Here is a 21,642-nt window from a genome sequence, read left to right as displayed (position 1 = left end):
TTAAGTGAACTGCTTATTCTTCAGCAGCTTCTTCTGTTGCTTCCGCTTTTGTTGCTTTCTCAGCTTCTTCTGCTTCAAAGGCTGCTTTAGCCTCTTGGGCTGCTTTTTCGCGGGCTTTTTCAAGGTCATCTACGTGGATGACATCTTCGTCCATTCCTTCATCCAAGTCGCGAAGTTCCACTTCTTGGTCATCTTCGTCAAGGACACGCATGTCAAGACCAAGAGATTGCAATTCTTTTACAAGAACTCGGAAGGATTCTGGAACACCTGGTTTTGGAATTGGTTTTCCTTTTGTAATAGCTTCATAAGCTTTCAAACGTCCGTTGATATCGTCAGACTTGTATGTCAAGATTTCTTGGAGAACATTTGACGCACCGTAGGCTTCAAGAGCCCAAACTTCCATCTCACCGAAACGTTGTCCACCAAACTGAGCTTTACCTCCGAGTGGTTGTTGGGTGACGGTTGAGTATGGTCCGACTGAACGCGCGTGCAATTTATCATCAACCATGTGGTGGAGTTTGATCATGTACATGACACCAACTGATACACGGTTGTCAAACGGCTCACCTGTACGCCCATCGTAAAGGATTGTCTTAGCATCGCTATCCATACCTGCTTCTTTAACAGTATCCCAAAGGTCTTCAGAACTTGCTCCGTCAAAGACTGGTGTTGCGATGTGGATACCAAGAGTACGGGCTGCCATACCAAGGTGGAGCTCCATAACCTGACCGATATTCATACGTGATGGCACCCCAAGTGGGTTCAACATGATATCGACTGGAGTTCCGTCTGGAAGGTAAGGCATGTCTTCTACAGGAACGATACGAGAGACAACCCCTTTGTTTCCGTGACGTCCGGCCATCTTATCTCCGACCTTGATCTTACGTTTTTGAGCGATGTAGACGCGAACCAGCATGTTAACACCTGATTGCAACTCATCTCCATTTGCACGTGTAAAGATCTTAACATCACGAACGACACCATCGGCACCGTGAGGTACACGAAGAGAAGTGTCACGCACTTCACGAGACTTATCTCCGAAGATAGCGTGCAAGAGACGTTCTTCAGCTGAAAGGTCTTTCTCACCCTTAGGTGTGACTTTACCTACAAGGATATCGCCTTCTTTAACCTCAGCACCGATACGGATAATACCCATTTCGTCAAGGTCTTTAAGAGCATCTTCACCAACGTTTGGAATTTCACGAGTAATTTCTTCAGGCCCAAGCTTTGTATCGCGGGTTTCTGATTCATATTCTTCGAGGTGGACAGATGTGTAGACATCGTCTTTGACCAAGCGTTCGCTCATGATAACGGCATCCTCGAAGTTGTAACCTTCCCATGTCATGTAGGCAACGATTGGGTTTTGTCCAAGCGCCATTTCCCCTTTTTCCATAGAAGGTCCGTCAGCGATAAAGTCGCCTTTTTCAACGACATCACCAACTTTAACAAGTGTACGTTGGTTATAGGCAGTACCTGAGTTTGAACGACGGAATTTTTGGATGTGGTAAACGTCCAATGAACCATCTTCACGGCGTACTTCTACCTTGTCAGCATCTGCGTATGTAACTTTACCATCATACTGAGCAATAACAGCCGCTCCAGAATCATGAGCTGCTTGGTATTCCATACCAGTACCAACGTAAGGTGCTTTTGGATCAATCAAAGGCACAGCCTGACGTTGCATGTTGGCACCCATAAGGGCACGGTTGGAGTCATCGTTTTCCAAGAAAGGAATACATGCTGTCGCAACGGCAACTACCTGTTTTGGTGACACGTCCATGTAATCAACGACTTCTGCTGGATACTCTTGGTTGACCCCTTGGTGACGTCCCATGACAACTTTCTCAGCAAAAGTACCGTCTTCGTTGAGGCGAGAGTTGGCCTGCGCTACAGTAAATTCATCTTCTTCATCGGCTGTCAACCAAACGATTTCGTTTGTGACTACACCTGTTTCACGGTCAACCTTACGGTATGGAGTTTGAACAAATCCATACTTATTCAAGTGTCCGTAAGATGACAAGTTATTGATCAAACCGATGTTAGGTCCTTCAGGTGTCTCGATTGGACACATACGGCCATAGTGAGTGTAGTGCACGTCACGTACTTCATATCCGGCACGGTCACGTGTCAAACCACCAGGTCCTAAGGCTGACAAACGACGTTTGTGAGACAACTCAGAAAGCGGGTTGTGTTGGTCCATGAACTGTGACAACTGTGATGAACCAAAGAATTCTTTAACCGCAGCTGTTACAGGACGGATATTGATAATTTGTTGTGGTGTTAAAACTTCATTGTCCTGAACAGACATGCGTTCACGGACATTACGTTCCATACGAGAAAGTCCAAGACGTACTTGGTTGGCAAGCAATTCACCAACTGCACGGATACGACGGTTTCCAAGGTGGTCGATATCATCCACACGTCCGATACCTTCTGCCAAGTTTAGGAAGTAGCTCATCTCTGCAAGGATATCCGCAGGAGTTACAACACGAACCTTGTCGTCTGGATTGGCATTTCCGATGATGGTTACAACACGGTCTGGGTCCGTTGGGGCAACAACCTTGAATTTTTGAAGGACAACTGGTTCTGTCAGAACAGCTGCATCGTTTGGAATATAAACGATCTTGTTCAAGTCGCCATCCAAGTGACTCTCGATGCTTTCAATCACGCTACGAGTCATAACGGTACCAGCTTCTACCAAGATTTCACCAGTTTCAGGGTCTACCAATGGCTCCGCAATGGTTTGGTTGAGCAAGCGTGTTTTAACATTGAGTTTTTTATTGATCTTGTAACGACCAACTGCCGCCAAGTCATAGCGACGTGGGTCAAAGAAACGAGCTACAAGCAAGCTACGTGAGCTTTCAGCAGTCTTAGGCTCACCTGGACGAAGGCGTTCATAAATTTCTTTCAAAGCTTCGTCTGTACGAGAGTCCATTGGATTCTTGTGGATATCTTTTTCAACGGTGTTGCGAACCAATTCGCTATCACCAAAGATATCAAAGATTTCATCATCACCTGAGAAACCAAGCGCACGAACCAAGGTCGTAAATGGAATCTTACGAGTACGGTCGATACGAGTATAAGCGATGTCTTTTGAGTCGCTTTCAAGTTCCAACCAAGCTCCACGGTTAGGGATAACAGTAGAACCGTAGCCCACTTTACCGTTCTTGTCTACTTTGTCATTAAAGTAAACACCTGGTGAGCGGACCAACTGAGAAACGATAATACGTTCACCACCATTGATGATGAAAGTACCCATTTCGGTCATGATTGGGAAATCACCAAAGAAGACTTCTTGGGTCTTGATTTCGCCTGTTTCTTTATTGATCAAGCGGAAGGTCACAAAAATTGGTGCTGAGTAGCTAGCATCGTGGATACGTGCTTCTTCGAGCGTGTATTTTGGTTCCTTGATTTCATAGCCAACAAATTCCAACTCCATTGTGTCTGTGAAGTTTGAAATTGGCAATACATCTTCAAATACTTCCTTAAGACCGTGATCTAGGAAATCTTTGAATGAATCCGTTTGAATTTCAATCAAATTTGGTAAGTCAAGAACTTCTTTGATTCTTGAAAAACTACGACGGGTACGATGTTTCCCGTATTGAACGTCATGTCCTGCCAAGATGATTCTCCTTTGTAAATAAATTCCAAGCCTTGTCAATCAGGCTTTTCTAATCGTCATATGGTTTTAAAAACCCCTATCACCGTGTCCCTTTGACGAATTTTCAGAATCTTTAAATCTTTGTTACAAGCACTCAAAAACCTGAAAAAAAGCACAAAAAGAGCAGCTAAATCTGACTTTTTCAGAAGATTTAACTGCTGTGAGCCTTGTCTGGACAATATTTCAGACAAAACCTACGACAAATGATTATTCATATTATACCTTATTTAGCTAGATTTTTCAAGGTTTTTTTACTGTTTTTTAAACAATCTTTTCCTATATATTATTTTAAAATTTCAAGAAAATGAAGCATTCTATTTTCTCTTAAAAGTTAGGAAAACGCTTGCACTAATGTTTACCTCGTGCTATACTGTTAGGGAACAACTACAAAAGGAGAATTGTGATGAAAAAGATCCCATCTCAAACTGAGAAAAAAATGATTTATGGTATCCGTTCCTTGAAGAACTAGGTCAGGGCATCACGCAAACTGGAAAATATGGCCGTTACATTGATATCCCACTCAATGAAGCTGCAAGAGAATTTGGATTTTTATTACTAGACGAAAGCAAAAAGGGAGATGATGTGAAAATCAGAAAAGAAGACTATAAATTCACAGATTTGAAAAATCACAGTCAGATTTTCCTCAAAGATGATGACGAAACCATCTACACCAACCCATATTATGTTCACGATATTCGCATGACTGGTGCTCAACATGTCGCTAAGTCTCGTATCGAAAGCAGTTTTTCTACCCTAGTTGGTGCCAAGAAAGAAGATATCCTCAAACATTCTAACATCACTGACCACCAAGGGAATAAAGTAGCTATCACAGACGTGGAAGTGGATGAGGCAGGTAAAAAAGTGACCTACATCGGCGACTTCTCTGACACTCAACACCCTTACACTGTCAGCTACAATTCAGACCGCTTTACCACACGTTCAAGATGGCGCCTCAAGGATGAGTCCTACAGTTACGATGGTCCACTCGGCGCAACTCTAAAAGAAGATGGCAAGCGTGTTGACCTCACCCTCTGGTCTCCAAGTGCTGATAAGGTTTCCGTTGTTGTCTATGACAAGAAAGACCCTGAAAAAGTAGTTGGAACTGTCGCCCTTGAAAAAGGAGAAAAAGGAACCTGGAAGCAAACTCTGGATGCAAACTCTGGTCTCGGTATCAGCAACTACACTGGCTACTACTACCACTACCAAATCGAGCGCCAAGGTAAAACTGTCCTCGTTCTTGACCCTTATGCCAAATCATTAGCGGCTTGGAATAGTGACCTAGCAAAAACAGATGCCGCTCATAAGATCGCTAAAGCTGCCTTTGTGGACCCATCTAAACTAGGCCCACAAGATTTGACCTACGGTAAGATTCGCAATTTCAAATCGCGCGAAGATGCTGTCATCTATGAAGCCCATGTTCGTGACTTCACCTCGGATCCTGCCATCGCAAAAGACTTGACCAAGCCATTTGGTACCTTTGAAGCCTTTATCGAAAAACTAGACTATCTCAAAGACTTGGGTGTGACTCATATCCAACTCCTTCCTGTCTTGTCCTACTACTTTGTCAATGAATTGAAAAACCATGAACGTTTGTCTGCCTACGCTTCAAGCAACAGCAACTACAACTGGGGTTATGACCCTCAAAACTACTTCTCCTTGACTGGTATGTACTCAAGCGATCCTAAGAATCCAGAAAAACGTATCGCAGAATTCAAAAACCTCATCAACGAGATCCATAAACGTGGCATGGGAGCTATCTTGGACGTAGTATACAACCATACTGCTAATGTCGATATCTTTGAAGACCTTGAGCCAAACTACTACCACTTCATGGATGCTGATGGTTCTCCACGTACTAGCTTTGGTGGTGGTCGTCTAGGAACAACCCACTACATGTCTAAACGTGTCTTGGTAGACTCAATCAAGTATCTGGTTGATACCTACAAAGTGGATGGTTTCCGTTTCGATATGATGGGAGACCACGATGCAGCTTCTATCGAAGAAGCTTATAAGGCTGCACGCGCCCTCAATCCAAACCTCATCATGTTAGGTGAAGGTTGGAGAACCTATGCTGGTGACGAAAACATGCCTACCAAGCCTGCTGACCAAGATTGGATGAAACATACCGATACTGTCGCTGTCTTTTCAGATGATATCCGTAACAACCTCAAGTCTGGTTATCCAAACGAAGGCCAACCTGCCTTTATCACAGGTGGCAAACGCGATATCAATACCATCTTTAAAAATCTCATTGCCCAACCAACTAACTTTGAGGCTGACAATCCTGGAGATGTTATCCAGTATATCGCAGCCCATGATAACTTGACCCTCTTTGACATCATTGCCCAGTCTATCAAAAAAGACCCTAGCAAGGCTGAAAACTACGCTGAGATTCATCGTCGTTTGCGACTTGGAAACCTCATGGTCTTGACTGCTCAAGGAACTCCGTTTATCCACTCTGGTCAGGAATACGGACGTACCAAACAATTCCTTGATCCAGCCTATAAGACTCCTGTTCCTGAAGATAAGGTTCCAAACAAGTCTCACTTATTGCGTGACAAGGACGGCAAGCCATTTGTCTATCCTTACTTTATCCATGACTCTTACGACTCTAGTGATGCTGTCAACAAGTTTGATTGGACCAAAGCTACAGATAGCAAAGCATATCCTGAAAATGTCAAGAGCCGTGACTACATGAAAGGTCTGATCGCTCTTCGTCAATCTACAGATGCCTTCCGACTCAAGAGTCTGCAAGATATCAAGGAGCGCGTCCACCTCATTACTGTCCCAGGACAAAATGGCGTTGAAAAAGAAGACGTGGTCATCGGCTACCAAATCACAGCTCCAAATGGAGATATCTACGCTGTCTTTGTCAATGCGGATAGTAAGGCTCGCGAATTCAACTTGGGAACTGCCTTTGCTCACTTGAGAAAGGCCGAAGTCTTGGCTGATGAAAACCAAGCAGGTCCCGTAGGAATTACCAACCCTCAAGGTCTCGAATGGACTGAAAAAGGCTTGAAATTGAACGCTCTCACTGCCGTTGTTCTCCGCTTGTCTCAAGGTGGTGCCATTGTCGCTCCAGCTGCGGAAGAAAAACCAGAATTTAATCTTTCTAGCCTGGACGTTGAACCAGAACAAGGCCGAGCTCAAAACCTAGCAGCCAATCCTGAATCTCAAGAAACTGTTACAGAGACTCTTTCTCAGAAATTCCTTCCAAACACAGGTACTGAGAACAAATCCCTTCTTGCCCTTGCTGGATTTAGCATCCTTGCCCTTCTCGGACTTGGATGGTTGATAAAGAACAAGAAAAAGAAATAATACTCAATGAAAATCAAAGAGTAAACTAGGAAGCTAATCGCAGGCTACTCAAAGCACAGCTTTGAGCTTGTAGATAAGGCGAAGCTGACCTGGTTTAAAGAGATTTTCAAAGAGTATAAACTAGCCCTCCTATAGAGAAAACACCCCATGGTCAGAAGAATCTTCTAGTCATGGGGTGTTGTTTTTATTTTTTATCTATAAAATCAATCATTCGGTACAAACCACAAGCCCTTATTATTTTTTTCTAAATAGTCTTTAAATTCTTTTGAATGGTAAGCATCTCTGATTGCCTTTGCCCAGTCACTATCTTTATTTTTCTCTTTAACGACCACTTGTAAAATCAAATGTTCCAAGATATCCTCTTGCAACAGAGCTGTTGAAGCATCAATTCCTGCACTGTAAACAATACTTCCTGTTATAACTGCGAAATCAAAGTCATCCAAAGATCTAGGGATATTAGCTGAATCCATTTCCGTAATCTCAAGTTGATAAGGATTTTCAACAATGTCGTCTTTCGTCAATTTCGAAACAGATGCATTTGGATCTAGTTTTAGCAAACCTGCTTTTTCAAGTAACTTGTAAGCACGAGCTGTATTTGAAGCATCGCTTGGAATGGCAATTTTTGCTCCTTTAGCGATAGCTTTTAAATCTTTATTCTTAGATGAGAAAATACCTGCTGGAATTGTTGGAATTTTACTAATAGCAACAAGATCTCCATTTTGCGTTTTATTGAAATTTTCCATATAAGCAGTATGTTGTTCAACATTGACATCAATCTCACCTTCATTTAGAGCTGTATCATTCTGTAGTAAGTCTGAAAATTCCACTACCTTAAATTGATACCCTTCCTTTTCTAAGATGGGAATAATAGCATCTTCAAATAAAACTGTATAAGGACCTGCAGCCTTCCCATACTTGATAACTTTCTTATCAGAGGATTGTTCTTTTGCAGATTCTGTACTTCCACCATTTGTTGAACAGGCTACTAAAAAAAGTAGTCCTACTAAAAATAGAATCACACTTGTTAGTTTTTTCATTGATTTTTTCTTTCCTTCTATCTAAATTTATGAGATAAATAATTTCCAATTGCTTGAATCAATTGAACAATCACAATTAAAATCACGACAGTAGCAAACATCAGGGGTGTATTAAAGCGTTGGTAACCGTAAGTTAAGGCCAAATCTCCAACTCCCCCTCCTCCAATCGTACCTGCCATAGCCGTCGCGCCAAGCAAACCTATTGTTCCTGTTGTCAAAGCTAAAATAAGCGAAGCTTTTGCCTCTGGTAATAGAAAATGCCAGATAATCTGCAATGTACTGGCTCCCATTGCCTGAGCTGCCTCCAATACACTAGATTTCACTTCCAATAAAGAAGCCTCTATTAAGCGAGCTAAGTAGGGTGCAATATACAAAACCAAGGGAACAATAGCTGCAGTAGTTCCAATCCGAGTCCCCACAACAATTTTTGTTATTGGTGCTATAAACACCAATAGAATAACAAATGGAACTGAACGAACGATATTTACAATACCATTGATAATCCGAAATACAACTAAATTTTCCTTTAGGCCACCTTTTCTGCATAAAGTCATTGCTAATCCCAAGGGAATCGCCAGTAACATTCCAAAAAATAAGGACCAACCAATCATATATATGGTCTGATTCGCTGATTCAGCTAATTTATCACTACTAATTTGTAACCAATCCTTCACCATACTCAACCCTCTCTATTGAAACTTGATTTTTACGAACGTACTCCTCAACCTCTTTGAGTAAATTTTCTTCTCCTTCAATTTGGATAAACAAAATTCCTAAAACAGTTTCCCCTACTTCATTTACAGAAGCAGATAAAATCCGAGTCGAAACCTTATATTCTTTATTGATTCTTGATAGAAGATCCTGTTCTGAATTCTCACCTAAAAAAGTCAATCTATAGATAGGATATCGTTGATCAAGTCTTTTTAAAATACTTCGTGGAATATTGTGATTCACAATGGTATGAATAAAACTTCTTGTCAAGTCATTCTTTGGAGAAGTAAACAAATCTACAACACTACCTTGTTCTACAATTTCCCCATGTTCCATGACAGCCATTTTATTGCAAATTTCCTTTACAACTTCCATTTCATGAGTAATCAACAAGATCGTAATCCCAAAGTTTTGATTGATTTTTTTTAATAATTTCAAGATAGATTGTGTTGTTTTGGGATCTAAAGCGCTTGTCGCCTCATCACAGAGTAGAATCTCTGGATTTGTGGCTAAAGCCCTAGCGATACCTACACGTTGTTTTTGTCCTCCTGACAATTTATTTACTGGAACATCCTTTTTATCCTTTAAGTCCACAAAATCAAGTAGTTTTTCTACTCTTTGAGCGATATCACTCTTATTCTTTCTTAACAATACCAAAGGAAGTGCAATATTTTGAAATACTGTTCTTGTTTCTAACAAACTAAACTGTTGAAATACCATTCCAATTTTTTTCCGAAGTTGATTGAGTTCATTTTCTGTCAAATCTTTGATTAACTTACCTGCGACAATAACATCGCCCTCATTCGGCTTCTCTAATCCATTTACCATTCTTAGCAATGTCGACTTCCCAGCACCTGAATAACCAATAATTCCAAAGATATCACCCTTTTCAATTTTTAGGGAAACTTTATCTAAGGCAGTAACCGTGTGCTGTTTGGTTTGAAACTGTTTCGTAACGTCTCTTAATTCGATCATTTACTCCCCTTTCTCAACAAGTTTCTCTAAATATTCTTTCCCAATTCTTGCTAGCAAGTTCGAAGTGGCAAGAAGAGCTCCTGGATTCACTTGAAACTCTGGATGATGTAAAGGATAAGATTCGCCTGTTCCTACCAGAATAAACATTCCTTTAATCTTTTGTTGATAGAAGGCAAAATCCTCTCCACCTAAACTATCTGCTGGCTGGACAACTTCCAATCCACTTTTTTGAGCAATTTCTGTGGCAAACTCAGCTAATTTTCCGTCATTCTTGGTTGCCGGAGGTCCTGCAATCCAATTAATCTCCGATTTTAGATTAAAGGCTTGTGCAATATTTTCTGTTAGTTCATAAATCCTCTTTTTAATAAATTGCCTATTCACCATATCTAAAGTCCTTACAGTCCCTTCAACAAAAGTATCTTCTGGTATCACATTCCAAGTTGCTCCAGCTTTTATATGAGTTACACTAATTAAGTTTGTTGAAAAAGGATTGACATTTCTACTGATGATTGACTGTAGAGCTGTCACTAATTGGGTTGTCCCAATGATGGGATCAATTCCCTGATCCGGGTGAGCTGCATGAGTTCCCACTCCTCGTAGAGTGATTTGAAAACGATCCACGGCTGCTGTAACACTACCTGCTTTAATAGCAACAGTTCCTACAGGCAAAGAGGGATTGACATGTAAACCAAATATAGCATCGACATCATCCAAAACGCCCGCTTCCATCACATGAACAGCTCCTGAAAAAATTTCCTCAGCTGGTTGAAAAATAATTTTTATAGTACCTTTTAAGTCTTTTCTTAGCGCATGCAACTGGAGTGTTGCTCCATATACAGAAGTTAGATGAAAATCATGACCACATGCATGCATCACATTTGAATGGGTGGAACGATAGTCTAGAGATGTGTTTTCTTGGATAGGAAGGGCATCAATATCTGTTCTGATGGCAATTGTTGGCCCACTCTTATTACCTCTAATAATTGCTACTAGGCCCGTTCTTAAGGGTAAATCTAGAATCTCAATGCCAGTTTTTTCTAATAACTGTCTTACTCGTTTCGTTGTCTCGAATTCTTCGAATGACAATTCAGGGTGACTATGAAACCATTTAAATTCTTCTTCTAAATGAGATTGACTAATACTCATTTTAATCTCCTCCATTCCTTCCATCTGGAATGAAACCATCTTACCACTCCTTTTCCCCTTTTCCCAATATATATTGACTATCAACTCGATTGGAAATTTTTATATCTATAAAGAAAAAAATCCCTAAAAAGCTTGATGTTACTAGCCTTTCAAAGATTCACTTTATTTTCATCTATTTTTCAAAAAGGAGTTGATATAGATTTTCTATCAAGCCGATTGAATTTTTTTATAACTCCTCTTTCATAGCAAAGTAAGCACGTATTTTCGGCGCCACTTGTGTGCCGAAGAGTTCAATAGCTCTCAAAACTTGATTATGTGGCATAGAACCAAGCGGTAGATGGAGCATGAAACGGTCCAAGTCTAAATCCTCAATCATGCGAATCAATTTTTCTGCCACCTGGTCTGGATTTCCCACAAACATGGCTCCATTTGGACCAACTTGCTCCAAATATTGCTCATAGGTCAACTCCTGCCAGTGTGGACGGTCCTTGGAAATCGCATCCACCACTTGCTTGGTCGGACGGAAATAATCTTTTACCGCCTGCTCGCCATCTTCAGCAATCCAGCCCCAAGAATGAGCGCCCACTTTCAGGTCTTTATCCGTATGACCGGCTTCCCTACCAATCTCACGATAAGCTTGAATCAACTTTTTAAAATAACGCGGATTGCCACCGATAATGGCATAGACAATCGGCAACCCCGCCTGAGCAATCTTCACTGTTGATTCGACATGACCACCTGTCGCCACCCACAATGGCAATTTGTCCTGAACTGGACGAGGATAAACATCTTTTCCAGCAATGCTTTGGGTCAATTGCCCCTGCCAGTTCACTTTGGTGTTTTCATTTGCCAACTGAAGCAGATCTAACTTTTCATCAAAAAGGGCTTCGTAGTCTTTCAAGTCATAGCCAAACAGTGGGAAGGACTCGGTGAATGAACCACGCCCAGCCATAATCTCTGCACGTCCATTTGACAAGGCATCGATGGTGGCATATTGTTGGAACAAGCGAATTGGATCCATACTCGAGAGAATGCTGACTGCACTAGTCAAACGAATCTTCTTGGTATTAACAGTACCAGCTGCAAGAACAATCTCTGGCGCTGATACCGCAAAATCCTCTCGATGGTGCTCCCCAATCCCGTACACATCCAAACCAACCTTATCAGCCAGCTCTATCTCTGCCACCAACTGACGAATACGTTCATCATGACTGTAAATCTGTCCAGTCGCTTCTAGAGCTGTTGTTTCACCAAATGTTGAAATCCCTAATTCTATCATCCTGTTTCCTCGCTATCTCTTTTAGTTTTAGGGCATTATATCACTAATTAGTTTTATTTTCAATACATTTGCTCATTAGAAAAAGTCTAGATGAACTAGACTTTCTTAGCTTATTCTACCTGTAGTTTATTGTCTTTCAGAGTTAACTTCGAGTTTTCTGTCAATTCTGTTTGTTCAAAAGTGTAAATCGTCTCACCCTTTGTATCAATCATGTACCAGGCTTGGTCTTTACGGACAACCAGGGCAAGCTCCGTACTATTTGTGTCCTCATTTTTGACAGACAATGGAAAGGCCTTGTCCACACCTTCCAGAGCTACTTTATTCCCTGTTTTTAATTCTACTAGGTAGTGTACTCCATCCTTGGTACCAAAACTGTAGTCCGCATTAATCTTTGTGTGGCTATCGTAGTCTTTCATTTGAATGGAAGTTCTATCTATACCTTCAAATGCCTTTTTAAAGTGTTCTTTCTGCTCTTCAGCTTTCTTTTGATCTTGAGACTGAACCGTCTCTTGCACCGCAGCAATCCGTTCCAGGTTTTGCTTTTTCGCTTGTCTCGCCTGATGGATCAAGATCGTACGTATCAAGAAAGAACTAGACAAGACGATACCAACCAGCATAGCAATAATACTTTTTTTCTTCTTCATTTTCTTCTCCTTATAAAAAATTAAAGGCGAGCAAAAACACTCCTCACTCAAGTATACCAAGAGAGAGCAAAAAAGTCTAGATGAACTAGACTTTCTTTGCTTATTCTACTGTTACTGACTTGGCAAGGTTACGTGGTTTGTCCACATCGAGTCCACGGTGTAGAGTTGCAAAGTAAGCGACCAATTGCGTTGGTACGACCATTGAGATTGGCGAGAGGTAAGGGTGTACGGTCGTAAGGACGATATCATCTGTGTCTTTAGCAACATTTTCTTCTGCGATAGTGAGAACCTTGGCACCACGGGCTGCGACCTCTTGGATATTTCCACGAGTGTGGTTGGCAAGTACTGGATCTGACAAGAGGGCCAAGACAGGTGTCCCCTCTTCAATCAAGGCAATGGTCCCATGCTTGAGTTCTCCTGCCGCAAAACCTTCACATTGGATGTAAGAAATCTCTTTGAGTTTGAGACTAGCTTCCATTGCTACATAGTAGTCTTGACCACGTCCGATGTAAAAGGCGTTGCGAGTTGTTTCAAGAAGGTCACGAACCTTAGCATCGATCGTTTCTTTTTCTGAAAGAGTTGATTCGATAGACTGAGCTACGATTGACAATTCATGAACCAGGTCAAAGGCTTGCGCTTTGGCATTGCCGTTTGCTTCTCCGACTGCTTTTGCTAGGAAGGCAAGAGCTGCGATTTGCGCTGTGTAGGCCTTGGTTGATGCCACAGCAATTTCAGGACCCGCGTGAAGAAGCATAGTATGGTTGGCTTCACGAGAAAGAGTTGAGCCTGGAACGTTTGTCACTGTCAAGCTTGGAATGCCCATTTCATTGGCCTTAACCAAAACCTGACGGCTGTCAGCTGTTTCACCAGACTGGCTGATAAAGATGAAGAGTGGTTTTTTGCTGAGAAGTGGCATACCATAGCCCCACTCAGATGAAATTCCAAGTTCAACAGGTGTATCTGTCAATTCTTCCAACATCTTCTTAGAAGCAAATCCTGCGTGGTACGATGTTCCAGCTGCAAGGATATAGATGCGGTCTGCATCTTGAACAGCCTTGATGATAGCTGGATCTACGACAACTTGACCTGCCTCATCCGTGTAGGCTTGGATGAGTTTACGCATAACCGTTGGTTGCTCGTCGATTTCCTTGAGCATGTAGTAAGGATAAGTCCCCTTACCGATATCTGACAAGTCGAGCTCAGCAGTGTAGCTAGCACGCTCACGACTGTTACCATCATAGTCTTGAACTTCGACGCTATCAGCCTTGACGATTACCAACTCTTGGTCATGAATTTCCATGTATTGGTTGGTCTCACGAATCATAGCCATAGCATCTGAGCAGACCATATTATAACCTTCTCCAAGACCAATCAAAAGTGGAGATTTGTTCTTAGCGACATAGATGACATCTGGATTTTCAGAGTCAATCAAGGCAAAGGCATAAGAACCACGAATAATGTGAAGGGCTTTTTTGAAGGCTTCAAGAACTGACAAACCATATTCTTCTGCAAATTTTCCAATCAAGTGAACAGCGATTTCCGTATCTGTTTGCCCCTTGAAGTGGTGACCGGTAAGGTATTCTTCCTTGATTTCGAGGTAGTTTTCAATCACCCCATTGTGCACCAAGACAAAACGTCCTGTCTCAGAGCGGTGTGGGTGAGCATTGTCCTCAGTTGGTTTTCCGTGAGTCGCCCAACGCGTATGTCCAATACCAGTCGTTCCCTCAACACCAGCTGTCTTGGCAGACAATTCTGCGATACGGCCTACAGCCTTGACTAAGTGATTTTCAGCACCACCTAGGACAAAAATCCCCGCAGAATCATAGCCACGGTATTCGAGCTTTTCAAGCCCTTGAATCAAAATATCAGTTGCATTTGTGTTTCCAACAACACCAACAATTCCACACATAGTATATACGACACAGACCAGCTGTGCTTTCTCCTTAAATTGGTATAGTCTGATTTCCCTTTTACAGAATCAGCAAAAACAGTATATACTTGTTTTTCTCACTTGTCAAGAATAAAAATTGGTATAGTTTTTCTATCTGGTATTTTATCAAGATTTCACTTGATACCTGACAAGTCAGCATCAATTACTTATAATAAGGGGAGGAGGTATTTGCCATGTGGTTTTTCTTCGCACTTTTATCAGCTATCTTTGCAGCCTTAACGTCAATTTTAGCCAAGATTGGGATTGAAGGAGTTCCATCCAATCTAGCAACCGCTATTCGTACAGTCGTCGTCATTCTTATGGCCTGGGCCATGGTTTTCTTGACCAATAGTCAGACCGAAATTGTCAACATCAGTAGAAAAAGTTGGCTCTTTCTCATCTTATCTGGCTTGGCCACTGGCGCCTCCTGGCTCTGCTACTACAAGGCACTACAGATGGGCAATGCGACTGAGGTATCTGCTGTCGATAAATTCAGTCTCGTCATTACCCTCGTTCTAGCCTTTTTCTTCCTACAAGATATCCTGACGTTTAAAACAATTATTGGCTGTATCCTGATTACGATCGGGACCTTGGTGATGGTATTGTAATAAAAAGTGAGATGAACGCCATCTCACTCTTTTTATTCTTAAAATCCATTATGGTCGCTGAGTTCCTTGAACCAGTGCCCTGATTTCTTCAGGCGACGTTCCTGCGTTTCCAAGTCAAGCTCAACCAAACCATAGCGGTTTTTATAGCTATTGAGCCATGACCAGCAATCAATAAAGGTCCAGATTAAGTAACCCTTACAATTGGCTCCGTCTTCAATGGCACGGTGAAGTTCACGCAGATGTCCTTTGACAAAGTCGATACGATAGTCGTCCTGAATCATGCCATTCACACGGAATTTATCCTCACCTTCAACACCCATGCCGTTTTCGGTCAGCATCCACTCAATATTAGCATAATTTTCCTTGATATTTTGAGCGATATCATAAATCCCCTGCTCGTAAATTTCCCAACCGCGGTGAGGATTGATTTTACGGCCCGGCATGATATAAGGCTCATAGAAATGTTCTGGCAAGAGGGGACTGTCTGGATGTTTAGCAAAACGCGGCGCCATAACGCGCAAAGGTTGGTAGTAATTGACTCCAAGGAAATCAACTGTATTCTCGCGAATGAGTTCTAACTCTTCAACAGTGTACTCTGGTAGCAAATCATGCTCAGCTAAAATTTCCACTAATTCTTCTGGATAAGCTCCTAAAACAGATGGATCTAGGAAAGATTGAGCTTGGAAGAGATCGGCAATGCGCGCAGCCTTGACATCCGCAGGATGCTGGCTACGTGGATAGGCTGGTGTCAAGTTGAGGACAATCCCAATCTTGGAATCAGGCAAAATCTCATGACAAGCCTTAACCGCAAGACTACTAGCCAGTTGCGTATGATAGGCAACCTTAACTGCTGCTTTGGCATCTACCTTGTGAGGATAGTGGGCATCGTAAAAATAGCCAAACTCTACGGGAACGATGGGCTCGTTAAAGGTAATCCATTGGTCTACCAAGTCACCGTAAGTCTCAAAACAAAAACGAGCATAGTCTTCATAAGCCTTGACAGTTGCCTTATTTTCCCAACCATCGCCGTCTTCTTGGAGGGCAAATGGCAGGTCGAAGTGATAGAGATTGACTAAGAGACGAATCCCTTTGGCCTTACTAGCTTCAAAAACCTGACGGTAGAAAGTCACCCCTTGCGGATTGACCTCTCCACGGCCCTGTGGGAAAATACGAGACCACTGGATAGAAGTTCGGAAGGCTGTATGCCCAGTCTCTACCAAAAGCTCAATATCCTTTTCCCAGTTCTCATAGAAGGTCGATGTTTTAGCAGGTCCAATTCCATTGTAGTAGCGGTTTGGTTCTACTTGGAACCAATAATCCCAGAGATTGTCTCCCTTGCCGTCACCAGATACACGACCTTCTGTCTGCGGTCCAGAAGTAGAGGAACCCCAGACAAAATCCTTTGGAAATTTTAGCATAGCTTTACCTCTTCATTTACTCATTTTCCCCATTATATAGAAAAAACAAGGTAAAAACTAGTTACATTTTTGCCTTGTTTTTCTTCTGATTATAGTTTTTATTTCTTGCTTAGGATTTCAAGGGTTTCAAGCAAGTTGTCTGCATGAACTTCGATAGTGTCACCAGTCGCCTTGATCTTAACTTCTACAATACCGTCAGCTGCTTTCTTCCCAACAGTAATACGGATTGGCAACCCAATCAAGTCGCTATCGCTAAACTTCACTCCGACACGTTCGTTACGGTCGTCTGTCAAGACTTCGTAACCAGCATCCATCAAGTTAGCTTCAAGTTTATCTGTCAAGGCTTGTGCTTCTTCGTCTTTGACGTTGACAGTGATCAGGTGCACATCAAATGGTGCCAATTCTTTAGGGAAGTTAACTCCCCAAGCATAGCGGTATTCCCCTTTAGGCGTTTTGTTGACAAAGAGGCGAGCGTGTTGTTCCATAACTGCTGAGAGAAGACGGCTAACACCGATACCGTAACATCCCATGATGATTGGCACAGCACGACCATTTTCATCCAAAACATCTGCACCCATGCTTGCTGAGTAGCGAGTTCCGAGTTTGAAAATATGGCCGATCTCAATACCACGGGCAAAGTTAAGAACACCTTGTCCGTCTGGTGAAATTTCACCCTCACGAACTTCGCGGATATCCACGTATTCTGCAGTGAAATCACGACCTGGGTTCACACCCGTCAAGTGGTAGCCATCTTCGTTAGCCCCCACAACAGCATTGCGAACATCTTGTACCTTACGGTCTGCAATGATTTTCACATTTTCTGGCAAAGCAACTGGGCCAAGCGAACCAAAGCCAGCTGAGATAACATTTGCTACTTCTTCCTCGCTCGCAACATCAAAGAAATCTGCACCCAAGTGGTTTTTCAACTTGACTTCATTGAGTTGGTCATTTCCAACTAGAAGGGCTGCAACAAGCTCACCATCTGCCATGTAGAAGAGGGTTTTAATCGTTTGTTCTTCTGGGACATTTAGGAAGGCTGCGACTTCATCGATGGATTTAACACCTGGAGTTTCGACGCGAGTCACTTCTTCTTCCGCAACGACACGGTTACTTGGTTTGTACTCGTTTGTTGCCATTTCTAAGTTAGCTGCATAGCTAGACTCACTTGAGTAGGCAATAGTGTCTTCACCAGAAACCATCCATTTGAGCAATTCTGCCTTGATTTCTTCTTGCACTTCTGCAGGAATCTCATCAAATGAGGCAACAGATTTGTCCAAGACAACCCAGCGGTCAAGGTCTGTACGGGCTGGTGTGATGGCCATAAATTCTTGGCTATCCTTACCACCCATGGCGCCACCATCACCGATGATAGCCTTGAAGTCCAAGCCACTACGAGTGAAAATTCGTTCATAGGCCGCTTTGTACTCGTCATAAGTCACATCCAAACTATCGTAATTAGCATGGAAACTATAGCCGTCCTTCATGATAAATTCACGCGTACGGAGAAGTCCGTTACGTGGACGTTTTTCATCACGGTATTTCGGTTGGATTTGGTAAAGGTTGAGTGGCAATTGCTTGTAAGACTTGACAGAATCACGAACAATAGCTGTAAAAGTTTCTTCGTGAGTTGGACCTAGGATAAAGTCTGACTTTTCACGGTTTTTCAGTTTATAAAGGTCTTCACCATAGGTTTCATAACGGCCTGATTCACGCCAAAGATCAGCACTGAGAAGGGCAGGAGCCAACATCTCCACCGCACCAATCTTATCAAACTCTTGGCGCATGATATTCTTAGCCTTTTCAATCACACGGTTAGCGAGTGGTAGGTAAGAATAAACACCGGCAGAAACTTGACGAACATAACCAGCACGCAACATAAGGGCGTGGCTGATAACTTGAGCATCGCTTGGCATTTCGCGAAGCGTTGGGATTAGCATTTTACTTTGTTTCATAATATTCCTCGATTATCTAAAAGAAGAGTCGCATAATGTCATTCCAGGTCACAGCTAGCATCAAGACAACCATGATAACTACACCAGCCATGGTAACATAGGTTTCAATTTCTTGTTTAAGGGGTTTCCGGCGGATAGCCTCTAGGATATTGAGCACAATCTTTCCACCATCCAAAGCCGGAATCGGAATCAAATTAAAAATTCCGATATTAATGGAAATCATAGCTAGGAAGTAGAGGACATTCTCAAGACCATTTTTAGCAGCATCGCTACTTGCCTTAAAAATGGCAACGGGACCGCCGAGTTTGTTCAAATCTGGATGGAAAATCAAGTTTTTCAGAGCCGAAAGGATACGAAGTCCTGAGTCGGCAGCAGTTGTAAATCCACCAACAAACATGGATAGAAAGTCTGACTTGACCCCTGGTTGAACCCCGAGAATGTAACGTCCTTGATTTTCTTCTGGCGTCACAGTAACTTGCTTTTCACTACCATTTTCAGAAATGGTCACATCCAAGGTCGGAGCGGTCTTGTCCTTGGTATCTGCTTCCACAGCCTGGGTCAAGTCTTGCCAATTCTTAACCTCATGCGAGCCGACCTTGGTAATTTGAGCGGTCTCAGCTACGCCTACCTTAGCCAAAGCTCCCTCTGGCATGACATGAAAGAGATTGGTCTGAGTATCTCTAACACCGCCCTGCAAAAAGATCAAGATCCAAAAAACAACAACACCTAAGATAAAGTTATTCATGGGACCTGCAAAGTTGGTGATGAGCTTACCCCAGATAGAAGCATTTTGATACTGTACATCCAGAGGAGCAATGCGCACTTCGGTTCCGTCTTCTTCAACAACCGTTGCATCGTGATCTACTGCAAAAATCTTTTCTTCTTCCAGGACCAAACCCTTGATAAAGAGCTTGTCTTCAAAGTCAAACTGAGTTACCTGCATAGGAAGAGACGTTTGATCCAGTTTCTTCCCTGAGAGGTTGATCCGTTTGACCTTACCATCATCAGCAAGTGTTAAACTGACCGGAGTTCCTGTCTTGATTTCTGTCGCATCATCACCCCAGCCTGCCATACGAACATAGCCTCCTAGAGGAAGGATTCGAATGGTATAAGCAGTGCCATCCTTACCGATATGGGAAAAAATCTTGGGCCCCATACCAATGGCAAATTCACGAACTAGAATGCCCGATTTCTTGGCAAAATAAAAATGTCCAAACTCATGCACCACCACAATAATCCCAAAAACGAGGATAAAGGTTAGCAATCCAATCATTCAATATTCCTTTCTTTAAAACAGGCCAAATAAGTGCATCATTGGAAACACAATCAGCATGCTGTCAAAGCGATCCAACACACCGCCATGTCCAGGGATAAATTTTCCAGAATCCTTAACACCGAAATGGCGTTTCGTAGCACTCTCAATCAAGTCACCAAACTGACCTGCCACACTGAAAAAGGCTGCAAAGAGACTCATTCTATAAATCCCATAAGGAAGAGCAACTGTGCTGTCCACTAACATGAAAATCACTGTTATCAGTACCGCACCTAGAATACCACCGACAAAGCCCTCAATACTCTTATTAGGAGAAACTCTCGGCGCCAACTTATGTTTACCAAAATTCATCCCTGTCAGGTAGGCTGCGCTATCTGTCGCCCAAACGATAAAAAGGGCCAAAAGTACCTTGTCAAAACCTGCCACCCGAGCATCTAGTAAGGCATTAAAGCCAAAACCAACATAAAAGCTCACAGCAATTGGAAAAGCGGCATCTTCAATCGTATAGCTTTTACTGAAAACGGTGGTCCCTAGCATAATCATAATTAAAACGCTGTAGGCAACCACATTCCCATCAACTGGCAAAAAAGTTAGGTAATTTTCTAAGGGGATTGTGAGAGCAAAGGTCGCAAAGAGGGTCAAGGCACCCTCGATGGTCATGGTCTTTAACCCCTTCATGTGCAAGAGTTCATGGACGCCTAGCATCGCTAACAAGCCAATCCCTATCTGCAACAAGAGCCCTCCCGCAAACAAGACTGGAAGGAAAATTGCCAGGGCCAATACCGCAAACAATGTTCTCTTTTGTAAATCCTTGGTCATATCTTCTCCTAAACTCCTCCAAAACGGCGATTGCGATGGTTAAAAGCAGCAATAGCTTCCTGCAAGGCGGCTTCATCAAAATCAGGCCACAAGGTATCCGTAAAATAAAGCTCGCTATAGGCTGCTTGCCATGGCAAGAAATTACTCAAACGCAACTCACCACTCGTGCGGATAATCAAGTCCGGATCCCGCAAATCCTTTGGCAGGTGTTGCGTAAAAAGATAGTCCCCAATCATATCTTCTGTGATGTCACCAGGGTTGATTTTAGCATCTAGAACATCTTGAGCCAAGCCCTTAAGAGCCTGCGTAATTTCAGCACGGCCACCATAGTTAAGCGCAAAATTGAGAATCAAGCCCGTATTGTTCTGGGTCAATTCCTCTGCTTTTTTCAAAGCTTCAAAAGTCGGCTTAGGCAGACGGTCTGTCTCCCCAATCATCTGAATCTTAACGTTATTTGCGTGCAATTCAGGGACGTAGTTATCATAAAATTCGACTGGCAAGTTCATGATAAACTTGACTTCTTGATCTGGACGCGTCCAATTTTCCGTTGAAAAGGCATAAACCGTGATGACCTTAACTCCCATCTTGTTCGCTGCCTTGGTCACTTTTTGGAGGGCTTCCATCCCCGCCTTATGACCAAAAACCCGTGGTTGCATCCGTTTTTTAGCCCAGCGGCCATTCCCATCCATGATGATGCCAATATGAGCAGGAACCTGTGTTGGAACCTCGACTTCTACAGCTTTATCTTTCTTAAAAAATCCAAACATGTTCTTATTCCTATTCAAAAATCTATCGTTTCATTATACCATATTTCCCTATTTTCTTCTATTGCTAAGTTATTAGCTCTCCGTAAAGACAAAAAATAAGCCGC

General features: G+C 42.5%; 14 protein-coding genes and 1 pseudogene. 2 read left to right on the top strand and 13 right to left on the bottom strand.

Annotated features, from left to right (window positions below; all coding sequences use genetic code 11):
• Positions 1-13 precede the first annotated feature (13 nt).
• Entirely contained in the window at positions 14-3,622 is a 3,609-nt protein-coding gene (rpoB, locus tag ACT17O_RS01970; RefSeq protein WP_212575635.1) for a DNA-directed RNA polymerase subunit beta, read from the bottom strand.
• A gap of 468 nt (positions 3,623-4,090) precedes the next feature.
• On the opposite strand from rpoB, the pseudogene ACT17O_RS01965 reads away from it, so the two are divergent.
• Positions 4,091-6,979, top strand: a pseudogene (locus ACT17O_RS01965) (pullulanase); the annotation flags it as partial.
• A gap of 203 nt (positions 6,980-7,182) precedes the next feature.
• Here the strand turns inward: ACT17O_RS01965 and ACT17O_RS01960 are convergent.
• The 7 genes from ACT17O_RS01960 to glmS all read right to left on the bottom strand — a co-directional run bounded on the left by ACT17O_RS01960 (position 7,183) and on the right by glmS (position 14,680).
• Positions 7,183-8,016, bottom strand: coding sequence for a MetQ/NlpA family ABC transporter substrate-binding protein (locus ACT17O_RS01960; protein WP_444817621.1), 834 nt, complete (start codon positions 8,014-8,016; stop codon positions 7,183-7,185).
• Positions 8,017-8,033: 17 nt separating this feature from the next.
• Positions 8,034-8,693, bottom strand: a complete 660-nt coding sequence (locus ACT17O_RS01955; RefSeq protein ID WP_444817620.1) for a methionine ABC transporter permease — start codon at positions 8,691-8,693, stop codon at positions 8,034-8,036.
• Positions 8,668-9,702: a methionine ABC transporter ATP-binding protein gene (locus ACT17O_RS01950; RefSeq protein ID WP_444817619.1), complete on the bottom strand. Its 1,035-nt coding sequence runs from the start codon at positions 9,700-9,702 to the stop codon at positions 8,668-8,670. The genes ACT17O_RS01955 and ACT17O_RS01950 overlap by 26 nt, the downstream gene beginning before the upstream one ends.
• A complete protein-coding gene (locus ACT17O_RS01945; RefSeq protein ID WP_444817618.1) occupies positions 9,703-10,848 on the bottom strand; it encodes an amidohydrolase in 1,146 nt (381 codons plus the stop codon).
• 226 nt (positions 10,849-11,074) lie between these two features.
• Positions 11,075-12,127, bottom strand: coding sequence for an LLM class flavin-dependent oxidoreductase (locus tag ACT17O_RS01940; RefSeq protein ID WP_444817617.1), 1,053 nt, complete (start codon positions 12,125-12,127; stop codon positions 11,075-11,077).
• 110 nt (positions 12,128-12,237) lie between these two features.
• Positions 12,238-12,771: a hypothetical protein gene (locus ACT17O_RS01935; protein WP_444817616.1), complete on the bottom strand. Its 534-nt coding sequence runs from the start codon at positions 12,769-12,771 to the stop codon at positions 12,238-12,240.
• 100 nt (positions 12,772-12,871) lie between these two features.
• Positions 12,872-14,680: a glutamine--fructose-6-phosphate transaminase (isomerizing) gene (gene glmS, locus ACT17O_RS01930; protein ID WP_444817615.1), complete on the bottom strand. Its 1,809-nt coding sequence runs from the start codon at positions 14,678-14,680 to the stop codon at positions 12,872-12,874.
• 215 nt (positions 14,681-14,895) lie between these two features.
• Between glmS and ACT17O_RS01925 the strand changes: the two genes are divergently transcribed.
• Positions 14,896-15,309: an EamA family transporter gene (locus ACT17O_RS01925; protein ID WP_444817614.1), complete on the top strand. Its 414-nt coding sequence runs from the start codon at positions 14,896-14,898 to the stop codon at positions 15,307-15,309.
• A 38-nt stretch (positions 15,310-15,347) separates the two neighbouring features.
• On the opposite strand, the gene ACT17O_RS01920 is transcribed toward ACT17O_RS01925, so the two are convergent.
• The 5 genes from ACT17O_RS01920 to ACT17O_RS01900 form a co-directional block, all read right to left on the bottom strand.
• Complete coding sequence (locus ACT17O_RS01920) at positions 15,348-16,727, bottom strand: glycoside hydrolase family 1 protein (protein WP_444817613.1); 1,380 nt, start codon at positions 16,725-16,727, stop codon at positions 15,348-15,350.
• A gap of 98 nt (positions 16,728-16,825) precedes the next feature.
• Entirely contained in the window at positions 16,826-18,679 is a 1,854-nt protein-coding gene (locus ACT17O_RS01915) for a proline--tRNA ligase (RefSeq protein ID WP_444817612.1), read from the bottom strand.
• A gap of 16 nt (positions 18,680-18,695) precedes the next feature.
• A complete protein-coding gene (gene rseP / locus ACT17O_RS01910) occupies positions 18,696-19,952 on the bottom strand; it encodes an RIP metalloprotease RseP (protein WP_444817611.1) in 1,257 nt (418 codons plus the stop codon).
• Positions 19,953-19,967: 15 nt separating this feature from the next.
• Positions 19,968-20,771 carry a phosphatidate cytidylyltransferase gene (locus ACT17O_RS01905; protein ID WP_044021446.1) on the bottom strand — a complete coding sequence of 268 codons (804 nt, stop codon included), beginning with the start codon at positions 20,769-20,771 and terminating at the stop codon, positions 19,968-19,970.
• 8 nt (positions 20,772-20,779) lie between these two features.
• Complete coding sequence (locus ACT17O_RS01900; RefSeq protein ID WP_000466707.1) at positions 20,780-21,538, bottom strand: isoprenyl transferase; 759 nt, start codon at positions 21,536-21,538, stop codon at positions 20,780-20,782.
• Between the last annotated feature and the right edge of the window lie 104 nt (positions 21,539-21,642).

The sequence above is a fragment of the Streptococcus sp. HJ1 genome (assembly GCF_052399005.1).
Taxonomy (GTDB): Bacteria; Bacillota; Bacilli; order Lactobacillales; family Streptococcaceae; genus Streptococcus.
Note: the sequence above shows the minus strand (reverse complement) of the source record. Positions and strands in the feature narration are given on the sequence as shown.